The sequence below is a fragment of the Nocardia sp. FBN12 genome (genome assembly GCF_054031145.1).
In genome coordinates this window covers 6297861-6322150 of record NZ_CM132926.1, presented here as the reverse complement: position 1 = coordinate 6322150, position 24290 = coordinate 6297861, and the positions used below count along the sequence as shown (strand labels likewise).

Sequence of the window (24290 nt, the reverse complement as noted above, 5' to 3'; positions counted from 1 at the left end):
TCAGCAGCGCAGCGAATCGACCTCGTACTGGAGGCAATACGGGTCGCGGGTGACAAACGTCAGGTCCTCACATCGAGCCTGCGCGATCAGAATTCGGCCGAAGGGGTCACGATGGATCATCGGCAGACGCGCCGCCTCGATCGTATGACGTGCATCGATAGCCAGCGGCAGGAACCCGCCGCCCACCACCCGCTCGGGTAGGTCGGCAGGACCTGCCAGCTTGCCTGACGCCTGCTTGATCGCGATCTCCCATACCGACGCCGCGCTGACGTAGACATCAGGATCGTGGTCGAGCCGCTCTCGAAGTTCGGGATCGAGCGTCAAGTCGTCGGTCAGCCACCACAAGATCACATAGGTATCCAGCAGTAGGCTCATGCGTCGAAGTCGCGGGCGATTTCGGCGTTCGTCTCCGGCGAATCCCACTCGGGCGACAATTCCACCCGACCACGCAGCGAACCACGCCCCGTGCGATTGACCCGACGGCTCAACGGCACCACCTTGGCGACCGGAGTTCCGGCACGACTGATCACGACTTCCTCCCCCTGCTCCACCCGCTCGATGATGCGCGACAGGTTCGTCTTCGCGTCGTGAATGTTGAACTGTTCCGCCGCGCTACCTGCCATGACGCCTCCTTAGCTAAGAAGTTAGCCCCACTGGCGGAGCGTGTCCATAGCAACCAGACATCACCTGGCGATACGGCGGCCTCCAAGAGCAGTGACGTGACTTCCGGTGCACAGGTCGCGCAGAAATGCCTACGCGCGTGATTCCGCGGCGACCGCCTGCCGGCGGGTGATGAGCCAGCCGACGAGTGCGGCGAGCGGGAACATCAGCACGCCGTACACCGCGGCGGGGATGGCCATCTCGGTGCTGTCGAGGACGCTGATCGCGATGGTGATGGCGATCGTGCTGTTGTGGATGCCGACCTCGAACGAGCAGGCGATGGCCTGGCGGTCGGCGACGCCGAGCAGGCGCGGCAGGTAGTAGCCGGCCGACAGGCTGATCAGGCAGAACACGACGGTGATGGCGCCGACGTCGGCGAGTGAGTCGGCCAGCGTGTCGCGCTCGCTGACGATGGTGCCGACGATCACCAGCAGCAGCGTGATCGCCGAGCCGATCCGCACCGGCTTGTCCATCCGGTCCGCGAACGCGGCCGACCAGCGGCGCACCAGCATGCCGAGACCGACCGGAACCAGCACGATCGCGAACACCTGGATCACCTTGCTCAGCTGCAAGCCGACGGAGCCGTCCTCGCCGGCCGGCTCGAAGTAGCCGATGGCGAAGTTCGTCACCAGCGGCACGGTGACGACGGCGATGATCGAATTGACCGCGGTGAGTGACACATTCAGCGCCACGTCACCCCGGAACAGGTGGCTGAACAGGTTCGCGGTGGTCCCACCCGGCGAGGCGGCGAGCAGCATCATGCCGACCGCCAGGATCGGCGACAGATCGAACAGCAGCACCAGCCCGAACGCGACCACTGGTAGCACCAGCAATTGACAGGCCAGCGCGATGGCGACGATGCGTGGGGTCTTCGCGATGCGGGCGAAGTCGGCGCCGGTGAGCGAGAGCCCGAGGCCGAACATGATCACCGCCAGCGCCAACGGCAGACCGACTGATACCAGTGGAGAGTTCATAGCCACACACTTCTCGTCGAACATTCCGAGCCGAGGTCTCGACTCCGTTGAGACGCGCTGGTCTCAATCTCGAAGAATAGCCAGCTGTAACGCGCGTCGCAGCGGAATCGGCAAAGGATTACCGCACCGTCGCGGCGGCCTCCGGGGTGGCGTGACTGCCGGTGCACAGCTCGTGGACGAAGCGCATCTTCTCCAGCACCCGCTCGGGCAGCACGAAGGGGTACAGATCGTCATGGCCCATTGAGCGGTTGACCATGTTCAGCGACCAGGTCAGCGGCAGCCAGAGTTCGATGATCTTGTCGAACCCGGCGCGACCGATCTGCGGGCGGTCGAGGGTCGCGCCCGCGGGGGCGAGGCCGAAGGCGGCCGCGGTGTCGAGGGTGTCGCGGATGTGCAGGTAGTGGGCGAAGGTCTCGGCCCAGTCCTCCGCGGCGTGCATGGTGGCGTAGGAGGAGACGTAGTCGCGTTTCCAGCCACTGGGCGCGCCCTGGGAGTAGTGGCGGTCCAGTGCTGCCTGGTAGTCGGCGAACGGATCACCGAACAGATCGCGGAAACGTTGCAGCGCAGCGTCATCGGCGACCAGGACGGGGAAGTAGTAGTGCCCGGTCTCGTGCCGGAAATGGCCGAGCAGCGTGCGATAGGGCTCGGCCATCTCCTTGCGTAATTGCTCACGATGCGGGTCGTCGGCTTCGGCCAGGTCGAGGGTGACCACGCCGTCCATATGACCGGTGAGCACGCCCTTCGTGCGGCTGGACAGCAGGTCGAAGGCCAGGCCGTGCTCGGGATCTTCGTCGCGGCCCACGATCGGCAGGCCGAGTTCGACGAGTTCGAAGATCAATCGGCGTTTGGCTGCCTCCGCCTCGGCGAACGCGGCGAGGCCGTCGGTATCGGAATCGTTGGGCCTGGTCCGGGTCAGCTTGCACGACACACACAGCGCAGGACCGGAAGCATCACCGTCGACGAGCCAATTACATTGCGCCACATGGAGGTTGTCGCACAGGCGGAAGCGGTCACCGTCGACGACGCCGGCCGCGTGATCGACCGCCGCGTCGCCCGGTGGATCGCCGATGACCACCAGCGCGCGCTCGGTGAGGCTGAAACCCAGTGCGCTGCGGCACGATAGGCAGACCGAGTTCTCGAACGCCAGCTGCTGGCCGCAATTCGGACAGACGAAATCACGCACGGACTACACCTCCACCGGGGCTACGTCGACCGACACCTTGATCGTGGACTGCTTCGCATCGGTGTAAATGATGCCACGGAGCGGCGGAACATCCTGGTAATCGCGGCCCCACGCCACTGTCACGTAGCGCTCGTCGGCGAACTGGTCGTTGGTGGGGTCGAAGGCGATCCAGCGGCCGGTGCGGTCGGTGTCGTCGGTGCCGGGCAGCCACACCGCGGCCCAGGCGTGGGTGGCGTCGACGCCGACCATGCGCTCCTTGCCCGGGGGCGGGTCGGTGGCGAGGTAGCCCGAGACGTAGCGCGCGGCCAGGCCCTGGGAACGCAGGCAGGCCGCGCCGATCCGGGCGAAGTCCTGGCAGACGCCTTCCCGGGCGGCGAACACATCGGCCACGCTGGTGCTCACGGTGGTGGAGCCCGAACGGTACTGGAAGTCGTTGTGAATGCGGGTGTTCAGCTCGGTGACGGCTTCGAGTAGCGGCCGGTTCGGCGGGAAACTCGCTGCGGCATAGTCGATGACATCAGCGGTGATCTCGGGTGGGAGCAGGTCGAGCGTGAACTCGACGGCGAGCGGGCCGGTGCCGATGGTGGGACGCGCTGCCTCCCAGGCCAGGTCGGCGCCCGGCATCGCTTCCGGGTGTTCGCCGTCGACGTCGACCAGGGATTCGCCGGTGACCTCCAGGTTGCGGTGTTCGGCGGTCACGTGGAAGTACGTCGTGGTGTTGCCGTAGACGTCGGTGCCCACCGAGCGGTCCGAGGGCACCGGGTCGATGTAGATCTCGTGCTCGAGCAGGCGCTGACCTGGGAATTCGCGCGGGGTGAGGTATGCGCGACCGTAGGAGCTGGTCACCTCGTCGGAGTAGCTGTAGGTGGTGCGGTGCACCACCATGTATCGCCGTGTCATCCGACCAGCCTGGTGTTGCCCCAGAGCGGCTGAATGCCCAGCGGGACAGTGAGTTTGGTGGCTTCGAACGATTCGGCCAGCTTGCGCAGTCGCAAGTGCACCCCCTCCAGCAGTTCCACCAGTTCGGTCCGTACGCCGTCGTCGTCGGTGTGTTCCAGGTCGGCCGGGTCGACGCGGCGCAGCATGCGCTGGGCATCGGCGAGCAGACGCTCCGAACGCGAGGCACCCGCTCCACCCGGCAGTGCCTGGAAGTCGGCCTCGAGACGGTCGAGCTGATAGACCAGCGACCGCGGATTGCCCGGGTCGAACAGCAGCAGTCCCGCCAACGCGGCCACGTGCGCCGAACCACGGTGGCGGCGACGGTAACTCACCGCCGACTCGGTCGCGGCGAGCACGGCGTCAGCGACAACTCCCTGTACCTCGGCCGAACTCCGCCGTCCCAGCGCGGCATTGATCAGCGACGTGACGGCGAGCCCACGCTCGATCCGTTTGCCGATATCCATCACGTACCAGCCGGTGTCGCGTACCAGCGACTCGGCGCCGATCCCCGACAGCGACAGCAACGCCGCCAGCGTCAGCGAATGCACCGCCGACAGCGCCGTCTCCTGTTCGCTTCGCGCACTGCGGAATTCGGCCAGCGCGCGATCGACAGCACCCACGATCATCCAGGTGTCACCGGACAGCTGATCACGCACCGCCCGCGCGGCGGACCCGTAATGATCCACCGCGTACGACAACGACCCGGCCAACTCCCGATCCCCGGTCAACGCGGCGAGATAGTGGAACCCCTCGGCCGAAGCGCCCGCCACCGCCCGCCGCGGGGCGACCCCGTCCTGCCCACTGGAATCCATTGCGCGATGGGTGAACTGGCCCTGTGCCTGCCGCGACCGCGCGAGCACCGGCTCGGATTCCGGCTCGGGCACCGGCTCCGACCCGCGGTCAGGCGTGACACCGGTGGTGCGCAGCGCCCGAGCCAGCGCACTGGTCCCCGCCCGTTCCCAAGGCGCCTCCGCCTCATCCTCGGAGTCGACTTCTACCTCATCGGCACCGGACCGATCCGGCCCCGCCGAGCGCCCCTGCCCTGCAGACTCACCCTGCCCTGCAGACTCACCCTGCCCTGCAGACTCACCCTGCCCTGCAGACTCACCCTGCCCTGCAGACTGGGCCTGCCCGGCCGACTGGCCCGGCCCCACGGACCGCCCCTGACCTGCAGACTGGGTCTGCCCGACAGACTGACCCGCTGACTGACTCTGCCCCGCCAGCTGTGCCGTCGTTGGATCGGCTGGCGAGTCCTGATGCACTGCGCCCGTTGATGCTTCGTCGCCCGACGAGGAGCGCGAGGGCTGGTCGAGCTCCGCATCGCGCGTTCGGCCGTCGGAATGGGTCGTCGAATCATCGTGCTCCGCAGCGGGATTCGAATGTCCGGTGGCAGCGGCACCGCCTGGTCGCACGGCCACCAGCTGACCGGTTCCATTGGGCAGCACCGATTGTGGCGCGACCGTGCCCGTGGTGATCGACAGGGCGCGCATGAGGATCGGCAATGCCTCGGCGCCGTCGAGCCAGGGTCGGTAGCGGTAGTCCTGGTAGACGTCGTGGGTGGCGGCGAGCAGGCGGACCACCGACTCGGCGCGTTCGCTGTAGCGGCCCATCCAGAACAGGTCGTTGAGCACGCGCGGGGAGCTGATCGCCTCGACGACCGGCACCGCCCTGCGCAAGCGTTCCTCGTGCGGCGCTTCGGAACTCGCCGCGGGCACGGTGGCCGGGGCGGCGCGGACCCACACGTCCTTGGCGGCCACCTTGATCACGCTGCGGGTCGGTTCCAGGCGCATGCGCTGCTGGCCGAGTCCGCCCGACATCGCCGTGTAGCCGCCCCGCCTGGCCAGCGAGAACAACCGCATGCCGACCGGGGCCGGCGCCAGCCCCGCCGGACCGTCGACCGCGGGCGCGACCGAGAACTCGGCCGGCTCCTGGCCGACCCACTTCCACCGCTCGACCTCGATGCGGGCGGCGAGGTCGGCGCGTTCAGCCGCCGACAGGCTGGGTCCGAAGATCGTCGAGCCGTCGACGGCGGAGCGAATCACCAGGTCACCGACGTGCGACACCAGATGCGCGCGCTCGGTGCCGTCGCCGCCCCAGTAGGTGGGGGTGGCGTCGAGCAGCAGGTCCTCGCCGAGCACCGAGCGGGCGATGCGCGGCAGGAACGGACTCAGCGCGGGCGATTCCAGCAGCCCGCTGCCGAGGGTGTTGACCACTGTCACCGCCCCGCGACGCAGCACCTCGACCAGCCCCACCACCCCGAGCCGCGAATCGGGTCGCAGATCCAGTGGGTCGGAGAACTCGGCGTCGACGCGGCGCAACACCACATCCACCCGCTCCAAACTGCCGAGCGAGCGCATCCACAGCGCACCGTCGCGCACCACCAGATCGGAGCTCTCCACCAGCGGAAAGCCGAGCATCTGCGCGAGATAAGCCTGGTCGAAGGCAGTTTCGGAATGCGAGCCCGGGCTGAGCACGACAACGACCGGCTCTTCCCCATCGGCCAGCTCGGGGGCGGCCTCCTCGAGCATCAACCGCATGGCCCGCGCGAACGGGCTCAGCGGTCGCGGCCCCGCGTGCTCGAAAGCTTCGGGAATGGCGGCGGCGACAACGCGACGATCGGCCAGGGCGTACCCGGCGCCCGAGGGAGCCTGCGCCCAGTCGGCCAGCACCCGGAACTGCCCGTCGCTCCACCGGCTGATATCGCAGGCATGCAGGAACAGCTGATGGGTGCCGGGGATCGTGATGCCGTGCGCGGCCCGCACATACCCGGTATTGCCGAACACCACCTCCGGCGGCAGCAGGCCCGAGCTCAGCAGCCTGCGTGGGCCGTACACATCGGTGAGCACCTCGTCGAGTACCAGCGAGCGCTGCACCAGCCCGGATTCCAGCCGGGTCCAGTCCTCGGCGGACACCAGCAGCGGAATCGGGTCGAGGCGCCAAGGTTGCGGGATCGCGGTGTCGTCATCGCCGCCGAGACCGACCTCGGTGTAGGTGACACCGTCATCCTCGATCTGCCTGCGCACCCGGTGATCGATCCGGTCGATCCCGCCGACCCCCTGATCGATGAAGTCGGCCGAGAGCTCCGACCACATCGACCGCACCCGCCCGCGCCCGTCGACCAACTCGTCGTAGTACCCCGTGGTCGGCCTACCGCACTCGTCGAAGCGCGCACCCGCCACACTGTCAGCCCGATACCGCGCGAACTGCTCGGCAACCTGAGCGCGCACGCCCGACCCCTGCCGATTCCCGTCCCTGAGCGCTTCATCGCGCTGAGCCACCGAGCCTCCTGTTATTTTTGCGGCTGGCGCCGCGGGGTTTTGTGGCCCCGTTTGTCCCGATTCTTCCCTCCTCCGGTCAGTCGCTTCGCTCCCTCCCTCCGTCAGTCCAGAATCGGGACGGCCGCAAAACCCAGAGCAACCGACTTCCTGCGACTACCGCACCTGGTCGGCTCGCGCGCGGCCGGCCGACAGCGATCGCGCCCGGTGACTGTTCAATGGCCCCACACTGTTCGCGCGCGGCGTAGGTCCAGGATGCCTGGTGCTCCGACATCGGTCGACTGTGCCGCGATCTTCGCACGGAGTTCGGCGGGATCCATCGGGTTCACCGTATGGCCGGCGGCCTCGAAACGGCGATTGCGGCGCGACTGGGCGGCGACGGCGTTGACGGGGGCGTCGTCGTAGGCGCGGCCGCCGGGGTGCACGACGTGATAGGTGCAGCCGCCACGGGAGATGCCGGTCGCGACGTCTACCAGGTCGAATACCAAGGGGGCATCGACGGTGATCGAGGGGTGCAGGGAGTTCGGTGGCTGCCAGGCGCGGTAGCGCACGCCTGCCACCTGCACGTCGGATTTGTCGGTGGCCAGTAGCGGGACGGGCATGCCGTTGCAGGTCAGGGCGTAGCGGCCGCGGTCGGCGCCGACCAGGCGCACCTGCAGGCGTTCCACCGAGGAGTCGACGTAGCGGGCGGTGCCCTGCCCGGTGGTTTGTTCGCCGAGGGTGAGCCACGGTTCGATCGCGCCGCGCAGTTCCAGCTCCGCCTCACCGATCATCGCGGTACCGATACGGGGGAAACGGAATTCGGTGAAGGGATCGAGCCAGGCGGTGTCGAAGTCGACGCCCGCCGCGCGCAGATCGGCGGCGACTTCGGCGATGTCGTTCATCAGGAAGTGCGGCAGCAGATAGCGGCCGTGCAGGTTGGCCCCGTGGCGGATCAGCGGCGCCCGCAGCGGCTTGTCCCAGAACATCGCGACCAGGCCGCGCACCAGCAACGACTGCACCATCGCCATCTGGAAATGCGGTGGCATCTCGAACCCGCGCAGCTCGAGCAGTCCGAGCCGGCCACGCGCGGAGTCGGGGCTGTACAGCTTGTCGATGCAGAACTCGGCGCGGTGGGTGTTGCCGGTGAGGTCGGTGAGCAGATGCCGCAGCGCGCGGTCGATATGCCAAGGGGCCGAACGGATTTCGTACGGCGTTGGCCCGGCGGCTTGTTCGGCGGTGAGCCTGGCGACCTCGGCGAAGGCGATCTCGAGTTCGTAGAGCGCGCCTTCGCGACCCTCGTCCGCGCGCGGGGCCTGCGAGGTCGGACCCACGAAACGACCCGCGAACAGGTACGACAGCGCGGGATGGCGCTGCCAGTAGGTGAGCATGGAGACCAGCAGATCGGGGCGGCGCAGCATCGGCGAACGCGCCGGGGTCACCCCGCCGAGGGTGATGTGGTTACCGCCGCCGGTGCCGCCGTGCGTGCCGTCCACGTCGAAGGACTCGGTGCTCAGCCGGGCGAGTCTGGCCTGTTCGTAGAGGGTGTTGAGCACCTCCGCCTGCTCGGCGAACGAGCTGGTCGGCATGATGTTCACCTCGATCACGCCGGGGTCGGGCGTCACCGAAAAGGTTTGCAGCCGTGCGTCACTCGGCGGCGCGTAACCCTCGAGCACCACCGGCTGCCCGATCGCCACCGCCGCGGCCTCGACCTTGGCGATCAGGTCGAGGAAGTCGTCGAGCTCGGCGACCGGCGGCAGGAACACATGCAGCCGCCCCTGCCTGACCTCGGCGACCAAGGCGGTAGTCGGCGTGAAATCGGCCGCCTCGACCGCGGCGGGCGGCTCGGCCCGGTCCGCGCGCAACGGTTGCTGGTAGAGCGGGTCGCTGTCGGGCAGGATCGGCGGCGCGTGCCAGGACACCGAGCCGATCGGAAGGCGAAGTCCCGCAGGCGAATCGCCATCGGCCAGCACAATCCGGCCACGACCGTCCGCACCGCGCCCGCGCCGCAGCTGCCAATCGGCGCTGGCCCACCCCGCGCCATCGGCGCGCCGGTGAATCGGCAACACGTACGCCGACGGCTGATCGACCGACTCCTCCAGACTCTCGAGCAATACCCGCCGCACCTCGGGCGAGTCCTCGGCCGGGTCGATATCGGCGGGCGGCGGATCGCCGTACGGCGCACTGACTGTCGCCGCCAACCGCGCCAACGGATCCTCGAACGCGGGCCGCACCTGCCCATCCGGCAGTCCGAGGGTGCCCGCGATCTCCGCGATCAATGCCTTGGCCGCCCCGATGCCCGCGGCGGGTGGCCGGTCGGTGACGACCCCGGCAGCCGAGTTGGTCGGCTGCGAGCGAGTCAGCTGAATGGGCGGGAACGCCGACCGCGGGGCATTCCCGTCCTCCTTCTTTCCTCGAAGCTTCTTCTTACCCAGGACTTTTCGTAGTTCTTCCTTTGCCTTCTCGGCGGCCTTGGCAGTCTTCTTCGCTTCCTTCTTCGACTCGTCGGCCTTCTTCGGCTCCTCGGCCTTCTTCGCCGGGCGAACATCGCCACCCGCATCGGCGCAGGCCTGCTGAATCTCCGCGGCGCGGCGATGTTCGGCGGCGACCAACTCGACCGGCTCGTCGATCAGCACCGGCCCGTCGTCGAACTCCACGACCTCGACAGCAGGCGCTGCCGCTTCGGCGAGATCGTCGGCGCCGTCGACTTTCTCGAGCAGATCGACACCGCCCGTTTCGCGGTTCCCACGAACATCGTCATCCTCGGCGAGCCCCAGCGCGATAACCACGGCAGCGACATCGTCACCGCCGATTCGACGACGCGCGTCGAAGACGGCCACCATGCCGACCGGGTCGGCGACGACCTTGGCGGCGGGGATGCGCGCACCGAGCACCGCCTCGGCCGATCCGGGCACGTCGTCGGCAGCCTCTTCACTGGGCTCGTCCGCCGGCCCCAACGCGACCACCGTGGTCGCGACCTCGGCACCGGCGGGCGCGTATCCGTTCGGGTGACCGGTCCCCGCCGCTTCGGCGACAACCGGTTTCACCGGCGTGTGCCGCGCAACCGGCGTCCACGGATCGGTGAGCAGATCCTGACGCTGCCAGATCGGCTCACCATCGGCCCGCCACGCGATCGCGATCTCCCAGCGGGGCAGGGGTTCACCGGGATACCACTTGCCCTGGCGATACTGCACGATGCCGGTCGGCGCGTAGATCGCGCGGAGGCGGTCGGCGAGGTCGACGGCGCGCTCACGTTTGTGCCGACCGTCGGCGTCGGTGGTCCATTGCGCGCTGATCTGGTCGTCGATGGAGACGAACGTCGGCTCGCCGCCCATGGTGAGGCCCACCTCGGCGGCGGCCATCCGCGCGTCGATCGCCGCACCGGAAGCGACGATGCGTTCCCACTGAGAATCGGTGTAGGGCAGCGTGACTCGCGGGTCCTCGTGGATGCGCCGAACCACATTGCTGAAATCCAGGGTGGCCTCGGTGATCCCGGTCGCCCCGGTGATCGGCGCGGCGGCGCCGGGATGCGGGGTGGCGGCGAGCGGAATGTGGCCTTCGCCGGCGAACAGCCCGGACGTCGGGTCCATGCCAACCCAGCCCGCACCGGGCAGATATACCTCGGTCCAGGCGTGCAGATCGGTGAAATCGGCGGTCGGACCCGACGGGCCGTCCAGCGACGGCACGTCCGAGGTGAGCTGGACCAGGTAGCCGGAGACGAAACGCGCGGCCAACCCCAGCTCACGCAGCACGCCGACCAGCAACCACGCCGAGTCGCGGCAGGATCCGAGCGCGGTACGCAGCGTGTGATCGGGCGTCTGCACACCCGCCTCCATGCGCACGGTGTAGTCGACCGCGTTGCGCAGCGCGTAATTGAGTTCGACGAGATAGTCGATGGCCCGGATGCGGCTCTGCGGCCGGTGCGCCCGCGCCCAGTCGCGCAGCAGCTCGCCCGGCCCGCTGCCCGGCTCCGCCTCGTCGACACGCCGCAGATACGGCGCGAGATCCTCGGCCAGCGCGGTCTCGTACTCGAACGGGAAGAACTCGGCGTAATCCTCGATGAAGAAGTCGAACGGGTTGACCACCTCGAGGTCGGCGATCAACCCCACGGTGATCGACAATTCCTTGGTCGGATTCGGAAACACCAGGCGCGCAACGAAATTGCCGAACGCGTCCTGCTGCCAGTTGACGAAGTGGTCGGCCGGGGACACCTCGAGGGAATACGCCTCGATCGGAGTCCGCGAATGCGGCGCCGGACGTAACCGCACCTCATGCGGATGCACCTCGACGAGCCGATCGAAGGAGTATGCCGTGCGGTGCTCGAGTGACACCTTGATGCCCATTCACCAAGTGGACCACACACCACCGACACCGCGCGGGCCGACGAAAGCGGAGTTTCCCGACCGGCCGCCCTTTCGAAACACCGCGGTAATAGCTCGACACCGACGACCCGCATCGATGGCCGCCTGCGCCGCTCCCCGTAGGGTTGACCCCGTGAGCTACGACCACATCCTCTTGCCGTCCGGCGTCGCCAGCTCCGTCGACGAGATCGACGCGTATCTGGCCGCCCAGGAGGGCGTCACCGAGTCCGAACCGATCGCCGAGATCGCGGCCGAGCTGAACGCGCGCAACGCCGAACTGCCGGTGGACGACTCGTTCCTCAGCGTCGAATCCGTCGGCGGTCCCAGCGGCGACACGCTCTACATCCCCTCGCCGTACGACGCCATCGGCTTCGTCCGCAACCTGCTCTTCGACCTCGCCACCCCCCGCGGCTATGCCGTCTACGATCCGCAGCTGAGCTGGCTGATCGACCCGGCAGGCCACATCCCGGTCAACGTCACCCACGGCGGCGCGGGCGAATTCCCTTATATCACCGAGGAATTGGCGCACCAGTGGGTCACCGGACTCGCCGCTCCCAACCCGTACCTGATCGTCGAGCAGGGCGAACAGCAGTACATCCAGACCTACCGCGACCCGAGCGGCCCGTACACCCTCGAATACCGCGACGGCGCCCCCGACCGGCACTTCGGCACCACCCTCGACGACCCGGCGCAGGTCGCCCGGATCATCTGGGACTGGGCCAACGGCAAGCCCGCCGCCGGCGACGGCGTCACCTGGACCCGCGTCGAACTCTGATTCCGAGGTGGCCGGCGGCGACCGACGCCACCGGCCTGCCAGTGCTACAACGTCCGCCGACCGGACAGCGCGCGCCCGAGGGTCAGTTCGTCGGCGAATTCCAGGTCGCCACCCATCGGCAGCCCTGAGGCCAACCGCGTGACGGTGAGCCCGGGGAAATCGCGCAGCATCCGCACCAGGTAGGTGGCCGTCGCCTCGCCCTCGGTATTCGGGTCGGTCGCGATGATCACCTCGCTCACATCGATGCCGTCCTCTTGATTGCCGATGCGGGTGAGCAGCTCCCTGATCCGCAACTGATCGGGCCCGACGCCGCTGAGCGGATCGAGCGCACCGCCGAGCACGTGGTAGCGACCACGGAACTCGCGGGTGCGCTCGATCGCCTGCACATCCTTTGGTTCCTCGACTACACAGATCATCGTGCGGTCGCGGCGTGGGTCGGCGCAGATCCGGCACAGCTCACCATCGGCGACGGTGCCGCACGACACGCAGAACTGCACGCCGTCGCGCACCTTCTGCAGGGCGGCCTGCAGCCGGTCGATATCCGGCGGCTCCACCGCCAGCAGATGAAAAGCGATGCGCTGTGCGCTCTTCGGACCGACGCCGGGCAGTTTGCCCAGCTCGTCGATCAGATCCTGAACCGGCCCCTCATACATCAGAAGTCGGGCAGACCGGGCATCGAGCCGCCGCCGAGACCCTGCGACAGCGGGCCGAGGCGCTCGGCCGCGAGCTGCTGCGCGTTGGCCATCGCGTCGTTGATCGCACCGATGACCAGGTCCTGCAGACCGTCGACATCGGCCGGATCGACCACCTTCGGGTCGATCGTCAGCGCGATCACCTCGCCGCTGACCTTGATCGTCGCCTGCACCAGACCGCCGCCGGCTTGCCCGGCCACCTCGGTCTCGGCGAGCTCGGCCTGCGCCTGCATCACTGCCTGCTGCATCTGCTGTGCCTGGGCAAGCAGTGCCTGCATATCGAACTGACCATCACCGGGTTGCACTGAACACTCCTGTGTTTGTCTGCGGCCGGGGCCGCTGGGTTTTCGGCCATGGAGGCCTCGCACCCGAGGGACGATACTGCGCCTTCGGCGTTCCGTCTCGCCCCTCGGGTGCGAGGCGGCCGAAAACCGTCGGGGTGCGTTGGGTGCGGGGATCGGGCGCGTGAGATTGTCAGTTTAGTCGTGGGATTCGGTCGCCTCCGGTATGGCTCCGCTACGCGTTCGGGCATACGATCAAGACCGATCGGGCAATGATTCAGCAATCTCCAGGAGATCCCATGAATGCATCCCGTGCGCGGCTGATGTCCACGTCAGCCCTGTGCGCCGCTGTCGCCAGCCTGCTTCTTCACTCACCCGCCGTCGTATCGGCCGACCCCGTGGCCGGAATCGCCGACTACGGCAACGGCTGCCTTGTCGATCCGGGCAATCGGGCGGCGACCGTCGATTCGCTGCGCTTCCGGTGCGGTGTCGCCCAGCAGGACCAGATCTACCGCGACGCGCAGGCGGGCGCGATCGCGACGGGCCTCACCAACGGCTGGGTGACCCGTCCGCCGCAACTCGAAGCGACCGCACCGGCGCTGTGGATCGGCAAGGTGTTCCGTACCGGGCCCGACGGCGGCTCGCTGACCAACCGGGTCACCGGCGCCGGGATCGAGGCGTTCCCGGCCGATGTCTATCGAGCACCGTCGGTTCTCGACGGCGCGCCTGCCTGGGCGCTGAACTACGCGCCGTCACCCACCCCGCAGGTCTACGACGAGATCCGCGAGATCACCCCCGGCGTCTGGTTCGGTTACTCGTGGTGGCGCGAGGGCTCGTGGCCGCTACTCGCCGCGTTCGTGCTGACGCCCGCGTAATCGATTGTTGACTCTCCACCTGCTGGAGGGTGTTCTCTGGACGTCATGACAGCAACCGTGGCGATCGGCGAGTTCGCCCGCCTCACCCATCTGAGCGTCAAGACGCTGCGGTATTACCACGAGATCGAGCTCCTCGAACCGGCCGCGATAGACGCGGGCACCGGCTACCGCCGATATTCCACCGACCAGGCGGAACGGGCGCATCTGATCCGGCGCCTGCGAGATCTGGACATGCCGCTCCCGGAGATCCGCACCGTGCTCGCCGCCGCCGACCCCGCCGAGCGCGACACCGCGCTGCGGACGCATCTGACCAGGATGGAGGCGGCGCTGGATCGCACCCGCGAGGTGGTGGTCTCGCTGCGCGCCCTGCTCACCGCGCCGCCACCACCGATCGAGGTCGACTACCGGATCGAGCCCGCGTTCACCGCGCTCACGGTCACCGACCAGGTCGAGCACAACGCCATCGCCGATTGGTGCGGCACGGCGTTCGAGCAGCTGTACATGATCCTGCTCGAAGCCGGTGTCGACCCGGGAGGTGTTGCGGGCGCGACCTATTCCAACGAGTTCTTCACCGAAGACAACGGCGCGGTCACCGCGTACGTGCCGTTGCCGCCCGGGGCCGAATTCATCCCCACCCGCGGCTTCACCGTCGTCGACTTCCCTGCCCGCCACTTCGCCGTGGCCGTGCACGAGGGCCCGTTCGAAGACTTCGACCGCACCTACGGCGCCCTCGGCAGCCACGTCGCCGAGCGCGGCGCCGCACTGCCCGACGAGCCGGTCCGCGAGCGCTACCTCGTCGGCCCGGAAATCACCGATAACCCGGCCGCCTACCGCACCGAAGTGTGCTGGCCGATCACCGAAGGAGACATCTGATGACCATCGCCCTGGCGAATGTGACGATCGACTGCGACAACGCCGCCAGCCTGGCCGCGTTCTACGCCGAACTGATGGACACGACCGTCGATCCGGAAGCATCGGAGTTCTTCGCGACCGTCGGCAAATCCGCAGGCACAACCCCGCTGCTGATGTTCATCAAGGTCCCGGACAAGACCCCCGGTAAAAACGTCGTTCACCTGGATTTCGCCTCGGCACAGTCCCCGGACTACATCGAGCGCGCAATCAGCTTGGGCGCCAAGCACATCGCCGACTTCGACGAGTACGGCGGCCAGTGGACAACCCTCGCCGATCCCGAAGGAAACCTCTTCGACATCGGCAAGGCCTGACCTGCACGGACCGGGATTTCAGACCAGTTCGCGCGAGAGGTTGCCCAGCACCTCGGCCTGGATCTTCTTCAGGCCGAGCGGGGCGAAGATGCCCTCGAAGATGCCCGAGATGCCACCCGCACCCTTCCAGGTGGTCTCGACGGTGACCTTCGAGCCGGCGCCGTCCGGGGTGACGGTCCAGGTGTTGACCATGGTGGAGTTGGCGTCGCGCTCGGTGAGGACCGAATCCGCCACCGTCACCGTCGCGCGCACGTTGCGGGTGCGCTTCTCGGTGGCCTGCAGCGTCCACTCCACCACAGTGCCCGCGCCCTGACCGCCCTCGACAACCTTGTAGTCGCGGTAATGCGCGGAAAGAATGCGCGGCCGGATCGTTTCGTAGTCGCCGATCGCCGCGAGTGTGCGCTGCGGATCCGCGGCGACGACGATCGAACTGCTGGCACTGACCTGTCCCACTGTTGACTCCTTGCTAGAGGTTCGACCGGGTTACATCCTGCCCTGTGCCCGACCGGATCTCCCGACCAGGTTGGGGCGAGCGGGAAACATGTGCGTGACATTTTTCCGCGGCGCGCAAGTATCCAGTGGCTCGGCGGTCGGGGTCGTACTAGCGTCAAAGGGGTGGCAGTGAGTCTTTTGGGTAGGGCTGGTCACGAACCGGCCGCACGTGAGTCCGGATATGCCGCGCATCGAGCGGGCGTGGAGCGACTGCTGGAAAGCTATCGCGCCATCCCACCCGGTGCCGTCGTCCGACTGGCGAAGAAGACATCGAACTTGTTCCGGGCCAGGGCGGCAACCACCGCGCCCGGCCTCGACGTGTCCGGCCTCGGGCAGGTGATCGCGGTAGACCCGCAGGCCCGCACGGCCGACGTCGCGGGCATGACCACCTATGAGGACCTCGTCGCGGCAACCCTCCCCTACGGGCTGGCGCCGCTGGTGGTTCCCCAGCTCAAGACCATCACCCTGGGCGGCGCGGTGACCGGCCTCGGCATCGAATCGACCTCGTTCCGCAATGGTCTACCCCACGAATCCGTGCTGGAAATGGACATTTTGACCGGTTCGGGCGAGATCGTCACCGCGAGGCCGACGGGCGAGCACGCCGACCTGTTCCACGGGTTCCCCAACTCCTACGGCACGCTCGGGTACTCCGTCCGGCTCAAGATCGAGCTCGAACCCGTGCTGCCGTTCGTGGAACTGCGGCACGTGCGCTTCCACGACCTGCGCGAACTGGAAGCCGAACTCGATCGGATCGTCGTGGAACGCCGCTACGAAGACGAAGTGGTCGACTACATCGACGGCGTGGTGTTCACCGCAGACGAGAGCTACCTGACCCTGGGCCGCAAGACCGACGAGCCGGGCCAGGTCAGCGACTACACCGGCATGGATATCTTCTACCGCTCCCTGCAGCACGCCGACGGCGTGAAACGAGACCGGCTGACCATCCACGACTACCTGTGGCGCTGGGATACCGACTGGTTCTGGTGCTCGCGCGCGTTCGGCGCCCAGAACCCGAAGATCCGCAGGCTCTGGCCGAAATCGCGGCGCCGCAGCAGTTTCTACTGGAAATTGGTCGCGCTCGACCGCAAGTACCACTTCGACGACCGCAGGCAGGCCCGCAAGGGCAACCCGCCGCAGGAACGCGTCGTACAGGACATCGAAGTACCGGTGCAACACACCGCCGACTTCGTCGAATGGTTCCTGCGGGAAATACCGATCGAGCCGATCTGGTTATGCCCATTGCGCTTGCGTGCGACCGATGACGCGCCGGCGGCGGACGGTGCGCGTCCGTGGCCGCTGTACCCGCTCGAACCACAGCGCACCTACGTCAATGTCGGATTCTGGTCGGCGGTGCCGACCAAGCGAGGTCAACCGGAAGGGGCGGCCAACCGCGCCATCGAGAAGATCGTGTCCGCGTTCGACGGGCACAAGTCGCTCTACTCGGACTCCTACTACGACGAGGCCGAGTTCGCCGAGCTCTACGGCGGCGACACCTATACCGAACTGAAGACCCGTTACGACCCGGGCCAACGACTGCTGAATCTGTATTCGAAGGCGGTGCAACGCAAGTGACGACATTCAAGGACCGATCCGAGGTATTGGCCGAGCTGGGGACCAGGCTCAACATTGCCGAGGTCGTCGAAAGCCTCGTAGACGGCGAGATCCCCGTCCGCGTGACCGCTTACGACGGCAGCGCGACCGGCCCCGAGGACGCGCCCTACACCCTCGACATCAAGACCCCACGCGGCATCAACTACCTCGCAGGCGCCCCGGGTGACCTCGGCATGGCACGCGCCTACATCGCGGGCGACATGGCCGCCGGTGGGGTGCACCCCGGCGACCCGTACGACATCTTGAAAGCCATGCAGGACATGCAGTTCCATCGTCCTTCGGCACTGTCACTGGTCACCATCGCCCGCTCGCTCGGCTGGGAGCGGCTCAAGCCGATCGCACCCCCGCCACAGGAGACGCTGCCGCGGTGGCGCCGGATCGCGCTGGAAGGCTTGCGCCACTCCAAGACTCGCGATGCCGAGGCGATCCATCACCACTACGACGTCTCCAACAAGTTCTACGAGTACGTCCTCGGCTCGTCGATGACCTACACCTGCGCGGTGTACGGCGACGAGGACTGGACGCTCGAACAGGCACAGGAGAACAAGTACCGCCTGATCTTCGAGAAGCTGCGGCTGAAGGAAGGCGACCGGCTGCTCGACATCGGCTGCGGCTGGGGCGGCATGGTCCGCTACGCCGCGAGCCGCGGCGTGCAGGTGATCGGCGCGACGTTATCGGCCGAACAGGCCGCCTGGGCCCAGCAGAAGATCGCCGAGGAAGGCCTCGGTGCACTGGCCGAGGTCAGGCACAGCGACTACCGCGACATCCCCGAGGGCGAGTTCGACGCGGTCTCCTCGATCGGCCTCACCGAGCACATCGGTGTGCACAACTACCCGTTCTACTTCGGCTACATCAAAGACAAGCTGCGGGTGGGCGGCCTGTTCCTCAATCACTGCATCACCCGCCACGACAACACCCGCACCACCAAGGCGGGCGACTTCATCGACCGCTACGTCTTCCCTGATGGTGAGCTGATCGGCTCCGGCCGCATCATCTCCGATATCCAGAACGTCGGCCTCGAAGTGCTGCACGAGGAGAACCTGCGCGAGCACTACGCGCTCACGCTGCACGAATGGTGCAAGAACCTGGTCTCCAACTGGGACGAGGCCGTCGCCGAGGTCGGCGAGGGCACTGCGAAGGTGTGGGGCCTGTACATGGCGGGCTGCCGACTCGGCTTCCAGCGCAACGTGATCCAGCTGCACCACGTCCTCGGCGTGAAGCTGGATTCGAACGGCGCCTGGGATGTCCCGCTGCGCCCGTGGTGGCAGCCCTAGACTGCGCTGCTCAGGCCAGTAACTCGTCGAGGAAGTGACCGGGTAGATCCTGCAGGATGGGATGCTCCTGCCCGTCATGGGATTGCGTGCGCAGCACGTGCAGCAGGCCGACCACACCCGGCCCCGCGTCCAGCAGCGGCCGGGTCCAGCCGAGTTCGGCGCAGGTGCGCAGAACCGGCAGCACCAGCCCGGTCGCTTCCCCGACCCACCCGGCCGACGCCAGGCACTCCGCGAGCAGCAGGGTCGCGTCCAATTCGGCACGGGGACGGGACTGTTCGAGCATTTTCGCGTAGATCACCCTGGCATGGCGGGCGGCGCGGTCATCGGCGCGCAGCCGCTGTTCGGCCAGCAGAATTCGGATATCGGCGATGGCGCGCGCCTCGGTGATCAGCGCGGCGGCGCCCTTCTTGCGCCGTGCGCCGTTACCCGAGGCATCGGGGATGAATTTGTCGTCGCCCGTGGGCAATCCGAGCCTGGACCGTTCGGCCCGCACATGGGCATCCAGGCGCGCCAGCCCGTTCTCCGCGGCCACTCGCGCGCCTTCGTCGAGGCGGGCCGAGGCCGTGTACTGGTCGCCGAGCGCGGCCTTCACCCTGGCGCCGACCACGAAGGTCGCGATCAGGAAGTCGACGGGGCCGACCCGGGTGACCAGCTCGTGGCTCTCGTCGAGCAGCCGATCGGCCAACGCCAGATCACCTCGGCGATAAGCCACTTCCCCGAGCAGAGCGGCGGCGATGCGGGCGGCGTCCGAACGCGGCCCCGCCCGGTCCCGTGCCGTCTCGTAGGCCTGCTCGAAACAGGTGGTGGCGGTGCCGATATCGAGTTGCTCGTAGGCGGCATCGCCCTGCGCGCAGAGACCGAACACCGGACCGAGCGGGTCCTTCGACTGTGCGTGATAGTCCGCGGCCCAGTCCTGGAGCTCGGTCACCGCGTCGAAGTCGAACTCACAGAGCCGAACGAACGACATCAAGTTGGCGGCGGTCGACACGGTCCAAGCGGGCAGGTCGCCGGGTTCTTCCAGGAGGGCGGTCAGGCTGTCGGCCACCTCGGCGGTGTCATCATGGGCTATCCGGTCAGCCGCATCCAGAACGGTTGCCACACATCGCTGTTCGGTCAGTTCGGGCGCGCCGGGCGCGCTGCGGGCCAGCAGGTTCGAGAGCCTGCCGAGCGCACTGCGGGCGGTCCCGGTCTGCTGCATGTTCATATTCGCCCTGGCTACCGCCATCAACAGCTTCGAGCGTGAAGTCACCTGCTGCACAGGAAGTTTCGACACACTGCCGAGCAGCGTGGCGAGCCGGGAACCGTCGATCAGGTCCATGCCGCCGCTTTCGAGCAGATCGGCGGCGAGCTTGAGATCGGTCGCGGCCAGCGCGTGGTCCACCGACTTGCGGAGCAGCTGATGCTCGGCGTACCAGCGAGCTGCCCTGCGGTGCAGCAGTTTCGAGCGTCCGGGATGCTCGCGGTCGAGCCGGGCGCGCAGATGCTCGGCGAACAGTGGTTGCATCCGGTACCACTCCGGATCGTGCTGGATCCGGTGCAGGAAGAGCTCACGCTGTTCGGCCTGTTCCAGCATCGCGGCACCGTCGGTGACGTCGGCGAGCAGCCCGGCCAGGGAGCCGTTCACCCGCTCGACCACCGAGATCGCCATCAGGAACTCCAGTTGCTCCGGCGCCAGCGCGTCGAGCACGTTCTCGGCCAGGTACTCCCGCATTCCGTGCCCACCCTCGGCGAGCGAACTCAGCAGCTGGGCCGGATCGGCCTTCCCGCGCAGTGTCAGGCTCACCAGCTGGATCGCGGCGGGCCAGCCGTCGGTCGCCGTGTGGATCTGCTCGACCTGCTCATCGGTGAGCGCGAAACCGTTGCGCTCCACCAGGATCTGCCGGGTCTCCGATTCGGTGAGCCGCAGCGCGGCGGCATCCAGCTCCACCAGTTCGTCGCGCACCCGCAACCGGCTGATCGGCAGGCCGGACTGATCGCGACTGGTGATAACGAACCGCACGTGGTGGCAGCCGTTGTCGAGCAGAGTCGCCATCGCGCGCTGCACGCCGGGGTCGCGCACCCGGTGCCAGTCGTCCACCACCACGACCACCGGTCGCCCGCTGGCGTGGATCTCATCGATCAGGGTGGCGATCACGTAGGCGACCGCGTCGGCGGCACGCTCCTCCAGCACCTGTTCGAGGCCTGCGCCGACGTCGGGGCGCACCCGGCGGATGGCCTCGATGAGGTGGGCGAGGAACCAGATCTCGCTGTCGTCGGCCTGGTCGACGCCGAGCCAGGCGACCGGAATATCGCGGGTGGCCAGGTCCGCGCGCCACTGGGTGGCGACGGTGCTCTTGCCGAATCCGGCGGGCGCGTGGATCAGGGCGAGCCGGCGCTCGCCACCCGCGCGCAGCACGTCGAGCAGGCGCTGGCGGGGGAAGGGTTCGCGGGCGGGCGTCGGCGGGCGGAATTTGGTGGCCGCGGTCGGCGGCAGGGTGCCGGTGCTCGTGCTCGGCATGGGCACCGAGGCGCCCGCGGGCTGCAGGGTCAGCGGCCAACTGCGGCGGCCGGTGACCGATTTCAGGACCTCCGGTGCGGCGTCGGTGGTCTCCGCGGAGTCGAGCAACGCCATTTCGTCGGGCATCTGGCCGTGGGCGCGCTGGACATCGCGCAGCTGTTCGCCGAATTCGTAGGCCGAGGACGGACGGTCGGGCGGGTCCGGCGCCATAGCCCGCTCGATCACCCCGGCCACGTCGCCGGGGATGTCCTGGGCGCGCAGGTCGGGGACGTGCTGGGTGGTGATCCGCAGGAACTGGGCGACCACCTTCTCCCCGGCGTGGCGTTCGAAGGCGGCATGCCCGGTGAGCAGCGCGAACAGGGTCGCGCCGAGACCATAGATATCAGACCGCACGGTCGGTTCTTCGCCCTTGAGCACTTCCGGCGCGGTGAACGCGGGCGACCCGGTGATCAGGCTGCTCGACGTCTGAAAACCGCCGGGGATGCGGGCGATGCCGAAGTCGGTGAGTTGCGGTTCGCCATAGCCGCTGATCAGCACGTTCGCCGGTTTCACATCCCGGTGCAGGATCCCCGCCCGATGCGCCGACTCGATCGCCGCCGCCAGCTTCACCCCCGCCCGCAAGGTATCCGACCAGGTCAGCGGGCCGCGATCGTGAATGAGCCGTTCGAGTGAGCCGCGCGAACAGTACGGCATCACGATCAGCGGCAGCCCGGTCTCGGTCACGTCGACCTGCAGGATGTCGACGATATTCGGGTGCCCCGACAGCCTGCCCATCGCCTGTTCCTCGCGCAGGAACCGTTCGCGGCTCTCCACGTCGATCTCCGAGGACAGCACCTTCACCGCGACCACCCGATCCAGCGCCGGCTGCAAAGCTCGATACACGACACCGAACCCGCCGCGCCCGATCTCCTTGGCCCCCGTGAGCCCCATGACGTCCAGCTCCGCGATCACAGCCTCGTCGGGCTCCCCCGGCGCCTTCGTCCGCTGTGTATCCAGACCCACCGGTGCCGCTTCGGCTAGCCCGCGCTGCAATCGCGTCGGCTCCGGATCCATGTGACCACCTCTCACAAACTCGGCGTCACCGGCATTTCGGTCGGTATGCGGAATCGACATCACCGCACATATCCAAGCTAGCGCGATCCGGCATCTATCGGGTGGAGATTCGACGCTGTGGCGGCATCGGTTGTCCGAACCGTGGTTCAGCGCACCGCGAGCGCGATCAGCTGAGTGCGTTGTTCGGCGGCGAAGTTGTTGTCCGCGACCAGCACCAATGTGCGCTCACCCGACGGCAGACGCGGGCCCCACGTCATCGCTTCGATATTGTCGACGGCCTCGATCCCGAGATCGGTGAGGTCGGCGACGAGCCGCTTCGCCACCGGACGCGCACCCGCGATCGGCGCGTCGAGCACATTGCTCGCGGCGGCGGTGTCGATCTCGAAGATTCGCACCCGGTTCCCCACGCCCTTGGCGAAAGCGCGTTCCACCACGAGGAATCGCGTCGGGTCGAGCGCGTCGTCGGCCAGGATCGCGGTCACGCCATTGCTCGCCTGCCCCGCCTCGGGTCGCGACTCGGCGAACACCGGTTCCAGCGGATACGCGTACTGCGCCAGCACCGGCCCGAACCTGGCCTGCACGGTGATCCGCGTCGTCGCCCCCGCTGTCGTGGTAGCTCCCGGTCCGTCCTGGATCAGCGGTCCCTCCATCGCGGTCACGAACAACGCCCCACCGGCGGCGAACGTCGCCCCTTCGAGCGCCTGATTCTGCCGCGGCCCCGAATCAGCCCGCATCCGTTCGTTTTCCGGGATCGGCAGCTCGGCGGCAAAACCGCCGTCGGCTCGCGTGACCCGCACCGACGGATCCGCGAGCACCCCACCGGCCCGCTCGCCTTCCTGCGTCCAGAAGTAGTCGCCAGTCCACGGATCCACCCGGATGTCCTCCGGATCCACCGACTTCGGCGAGTACACCGCGCCGTCGGCACGCCGCAGCGGAGCCGTCCCCGTGAAACTCACCTCGCCGATCCCCGTTTCCCCCACCGGAATCCGGGCCGTATAGAACCGAGCAGGTCCCTTCTCCGACCGATCGTCGCTGATCAGCACGTATTCCCCGGTGCCCGCCAGATAGTCGATCCCCGACAGCCCGCCGACCACAGTTCCCCGATAGTCCACGTCGTGCGCGACAACCTGCTCCCCCAACACCCGAACCCCGGGATCGGCCACCGCCCCCGGCGCACTCACCCCGACCACCATCGCACCGAAAAGTACCGCGGCTACCCGACGTCCCATGGGCCGCAACGCTATCCACCGGAGCACACGCCCGGGTTAACACCATCCGAACTGTCGGTCGCCCCGCTACGACAATGTCAGCGTCATCCTCGGCGCCCGCACAAAGTAGGGTCGATGGCAAGAACTCGGGCGGGCTCGGGGCGCCGTCGGGGATGACAAGGGGGGTTGGTCATGACGTATCCATCGGGGCAACAGGATCCCGGGGCGTGGGGGCAGCCGCCTGCCCCGTACGCACAGGAGATTCCGCCGCTCGGTCCGCCCCCACCGAAGTCGAATGCGGGGTGGATCGTCATCGCCCTGGTCGTGGTCGCCGGGTTGATCGTCGGCGCCGGGCTGCTCATATCGGCTGGTCGCGACGTTGCGGGTACGGCAGTGGCCGCGTCGGCGACCGGGAAGCCGTCTGATTCCACCACTTCGAGGAAGCCCACGACCACCACCAGCCCGAAGCCCAAGGCGCCGGCGCGGTTGAGTTATGTCGACTACGAAGGTCCGTGGAACTTCAAACTCGGCGACGTCGAGATGAAGGCCGACTGGGTGGAGGGGCGCGATCACAAGGATTGCGCGCCGATCGCGAAGGGCAGCAAGCTCACCGGACTCGGCTGCGAGTACGCCACCGAGATGCTGCTGACCGCCGAGGGTGGTGCCGTGAAGTTCACCCAGTTCGTGCTGGCGATGAAGGACGCGGCCGCCGCCGAAACCGCGGCCGAACAGGTCGAGGAAAAGGATCTGAACGTGCGCGCCGCGGGGATGATCGACGACTTCGAGACCGGCAAATGGAAGGCGGGCGCCTCGAAGGAATTCGTGGTGATCACCCTCGTGACCGCAACCGCAGCAGTCGAGGAGGCGCTCGTCGAGAAGTACCTGCGATACCGCCACGGCGACATCGTCGGCGCGATCGGCTTCCGCTAGCCCTGCTC

General features: G+C 67.8%; 19 protein-coding genes. 7 read left to right on the top strand and 12 right to left on the bottom strand.

Annotation, left to right across the window (positions count from 1 at the left end; genetic code table 11):
• The 7 genes from ACWZHB_RS29780 to ACWZHB_RS29750 form a co-directional block, all read right to left on the bottom strand.
• On the bottom strand, positions 1 to 375 hold the full coding sequence (locus ACWZHB_RS29780; RefSeq protein ID WP_427905067.1) for a type II toxin-antitoxin system VapC family toxin: 375 nt from the start codon (positions 373 to 375) through the stop codon (positions 1 to 3).
• Positions 372 to 623, bottom strand: coding sequence for a type II toxin-antitoxin system Phd/YefM family antitoxin (locus ACWZHB_RS29775; protein ID WP_427905066.1), 252 nt, complete (start codon positions 621 to 623; stop codon positions 372 to 374). Before ACWZHB_RS29775 ends, ACWZHB_RS29780 begins: the two co-directional genes overlap by 4 nt.
• A gap of 129 nt (positions 624 to 752) precedes the next feature.
• On the bottom strand, positions 753 to 1634 hold the full coding sequence (locus ACWZHB_RS29770) for a bile acid:sodium symporter family protein (protein WP_427905065.1): 882 nt from the start codon (positions 1632 to 1634) through the stop codon (positions 753 to 755).
• Positions 1635 to 1752: 118 nt separating this feature from the next.
• Positions 1753 to 2817, bottom strand: coding sequence for a zinc-binding metallopeptidase family protein (locus ACWZHB_RS29765; protein WP_427905064.1), 1065 nt, complete (start codon positions 2815 to 2817; stop codon positions 1753 to 1755).
• 3 nt (positions 2818 to 2820) lie between these two features.
• Positions 2821 to 3717: a transglutaminase family protein gene (locus ACWZHB_RS29760; protein WP_427905063.1), complete on the bottom strand. Its 897-nt coding sequence runs from the start codon at positions 3715 to 3717 to the stop codon at positions 2821 to 2823.
• Positions 3714 to 7034 carry a circularly permuted type 2 ATP-grasp protein gene (locus ACWZHB_RS29755; protein WP_427905062.1) on the bottom strand — a complete coding sequence of 1107 codons (3321 nt, stop codon included), beginning with the start codon at positions 7032 to 7034 and terminating at the stop codon, positions 3714 to 3716. The genes ACWZHB_RS29760 and ACWZHB_RS29755 overlap by 4 nt, the downstream gene beginning before the upstream one ends.
• Before the next feature lie 212 nt (positions 7035 to 7246).
• Positions 7247 to 11353 (bottom strand): transglutaminase family protein, encoded by a 4107-nt coding sequence (locus ACWZHB_RS29750; RefSeq protein WP_427905061.1) that lies wholly within the window; start codon positions 11351 to 11353, stop codon positions 7247 to 7249.
• 151 nt (positions 11354 to 11504) lie between these two features.
• On the opposite strand from ACWZHB_RS29750, the gene ACWZHB_RS29745 reads away from it, so the two are divergent.
• A complete protein-coding gene (locus ACWZHB_RS29745; protein ID WP_427905060.1) occupies positions 11505 to 12146 on the top strand; it encodes a hypothetical protein in 642 nt (213 codons plus the stop codon).
• Positions 12147 to 12190: 44 nt separating this feature from the next.
• On the opposite strand, the gene recR is transcribed toward ACWZHB_RS29745, so the two are convergent.
• Positions 12191 to 12799 (bottom strand): recombination mediator RecR, encoded by a 609-nt coding sequence (gene recR, locus ACWZHB_RS29740; RefSeq protein WP_067454499.1) that lies wholly within the window; start codon positions 12797 to 12799, stop codon positions 12191 to 12193.
• On the bottom strand, positions 12799 to 13116 hold the full coding sequence (locus tag ACWZHB_RS29735) for a YbaB/EbfC family nucleoid-associated protein (protein WP_427909349.1): 318 nt from the start codon (positions 13114 to 13116) through the stop codon (positions 12799 to 12801). The genes recR and ACWZHB_RS29735 overlap by 1 nt, the downstream gene beginning before the upstream one ends.
• A 302-nt stretch (positions 13117 to 13418) precedes the next feature.
• Between ACWZHB_RS29735 and ACWZHB_RS29730 the strand changes: the two genes are divergently transcribed.
• Genes ACWZHB_RS29730 through ACWZHB_RS29720 form a run of 3 tightly spaced genes read left to right on the top strand, consistent with a single transcriptional unit; the run spans position 13419 to position 15217 of the window.
• Positions 13419 to 13994: a hypothetical protein gene (locus ACWZHB_RS29730; protein ID WP_427905059.1), complete on the top strand. Its 576-nt coding sequence runs from the start codon at positions 13419 to 13421 to the stop codon at positions 13992 to 13994.
• A 45-nt stretch (positions 13995 to 14039) separates the two neighbouring features.
• Positions 14040 to 14867 (top strand): MerR family transcriptional regulator, encoded by an 828-nt coding sequence (locus ACWZHB_RS29725; protein WP_427905058.1) that lies wholly within the window; start codon positions 14040 to 14042, stop codon positions 14865 to 14867.
• Complete coding sequence (locus tag ACWZHB_RS29720) at positions 14867 to 15217, top strand: VOC family protein (protein ID WP_427905057.1); 351 nt, start codon at positions 14867 to 14869, stop codon at positions 15215 to 15217. The genes ACWZHB_RS29725 and ACWZHB_RS29720 overlap by 1 nt, the downstream gene beginning before the upstream one ends.
• 18 nt (positions 15218 to 15235) lie before the next feature.
• Here ACWZHB_RS29720 and ACWZHB_RS29715 read toward each other — a convergent pair whose 3' ends face one another.
• A complete protein-coding gene (locus tag ACWZHB_RS29715; protein WP_427905056.1) occupies positions 15236 to 15670 on the bottom strand; it encodes an SRPBCC family protein in 435 nt (144 codons plus the stop codon).
• 168 nt (positions 15671 to 15838) lie between these two features.
• On the opposite strand from ACWZHB_RS29715, the gene ACWZHB_RS29710 reads away from it, so the two are divergent.
• Together ACWZHB_RS29710 and ACWZHB_RS29705 are read left to right on the top strand one after the other, a co-directional pair.
• Positions 15839 to 17281 carry an FAD-binding oxidoreductase gene (locus ACWZHB_RS29710; RefSeq protein ID WP_427905055.1) on the top strand — a complete coding sequence of 481 codons (1443 nt, stop codon included), beginning with the start codon at positions 15839 to 15841 and terminating at the stop codon, positions 17279 to 17281.
• Positions 17278 to 18594 carry a class I SAM-dependent methyltransferase gene (locus ACWZHB_RS29705; RefSeq protein WP_427905054.1) on the top strand — a complete coding sequence of 439 codons (1317 nt, stop codon included), beginning with the start codon at positions 17278 to 17280 and terminating at the stop codon, positions 18592 to 18594. Before ACWZHB_RS29710 ends, ACWZHB_RS29705 begins: the two co-directional genes overlap by 4 nt.
• Positions 18595 to 18604: 10 nt before the next feature.
• On the opposite strand, the gene ACWZHB_RS29700 is transcribed toward ACWZHB_RS29705, so the two are convergent.
• Positions 18605 to 22144: a protein kinase domain-containing protein gene (locus ACWZHB_RS29700; RefSeq protein WP_427905053.1), complete on the bottom strand. Its 3540-nt coding sequence runs from the start codon at positions 22142 to 22144 to the stop codon at positions 18605 to 18607.
• A 146-nt stretch (positions 22145 to 22290) separates the two neighbouring features.
• Positions 22291 to 23373: an esterase-like activity of phytase family protein gene (locus tag ACWZHB_RS29695; RefSeq protein WP_427905052.1), complete on the bottom strand. Its 1083-nt coding sequence runs from the start codon at positions 23371 to 23373 to the stop codon at positions 22291 to 22293.
• A 171-nt stretch (positions 23374 to 23544) separates the two neighbouring features.
• Between ACWZHB_RS29695 and ACWZHB_RS29690 the strand changes: the two genes are divergently transcribed.
• Positions 23545 to 24282 (top strand): hypothetical protein, encoded by a 738-nt coding sequence (locus tag ACWZHB_RS29690; RefSeq protein WP_427905051.1) that lies wholly within the window; start codon positions 23545 to 23547, stop codon positions 24280 to 24282.
• The last annotated feature ends 8 nt before the right edge of the window (positions 24283 to 24290 follow it).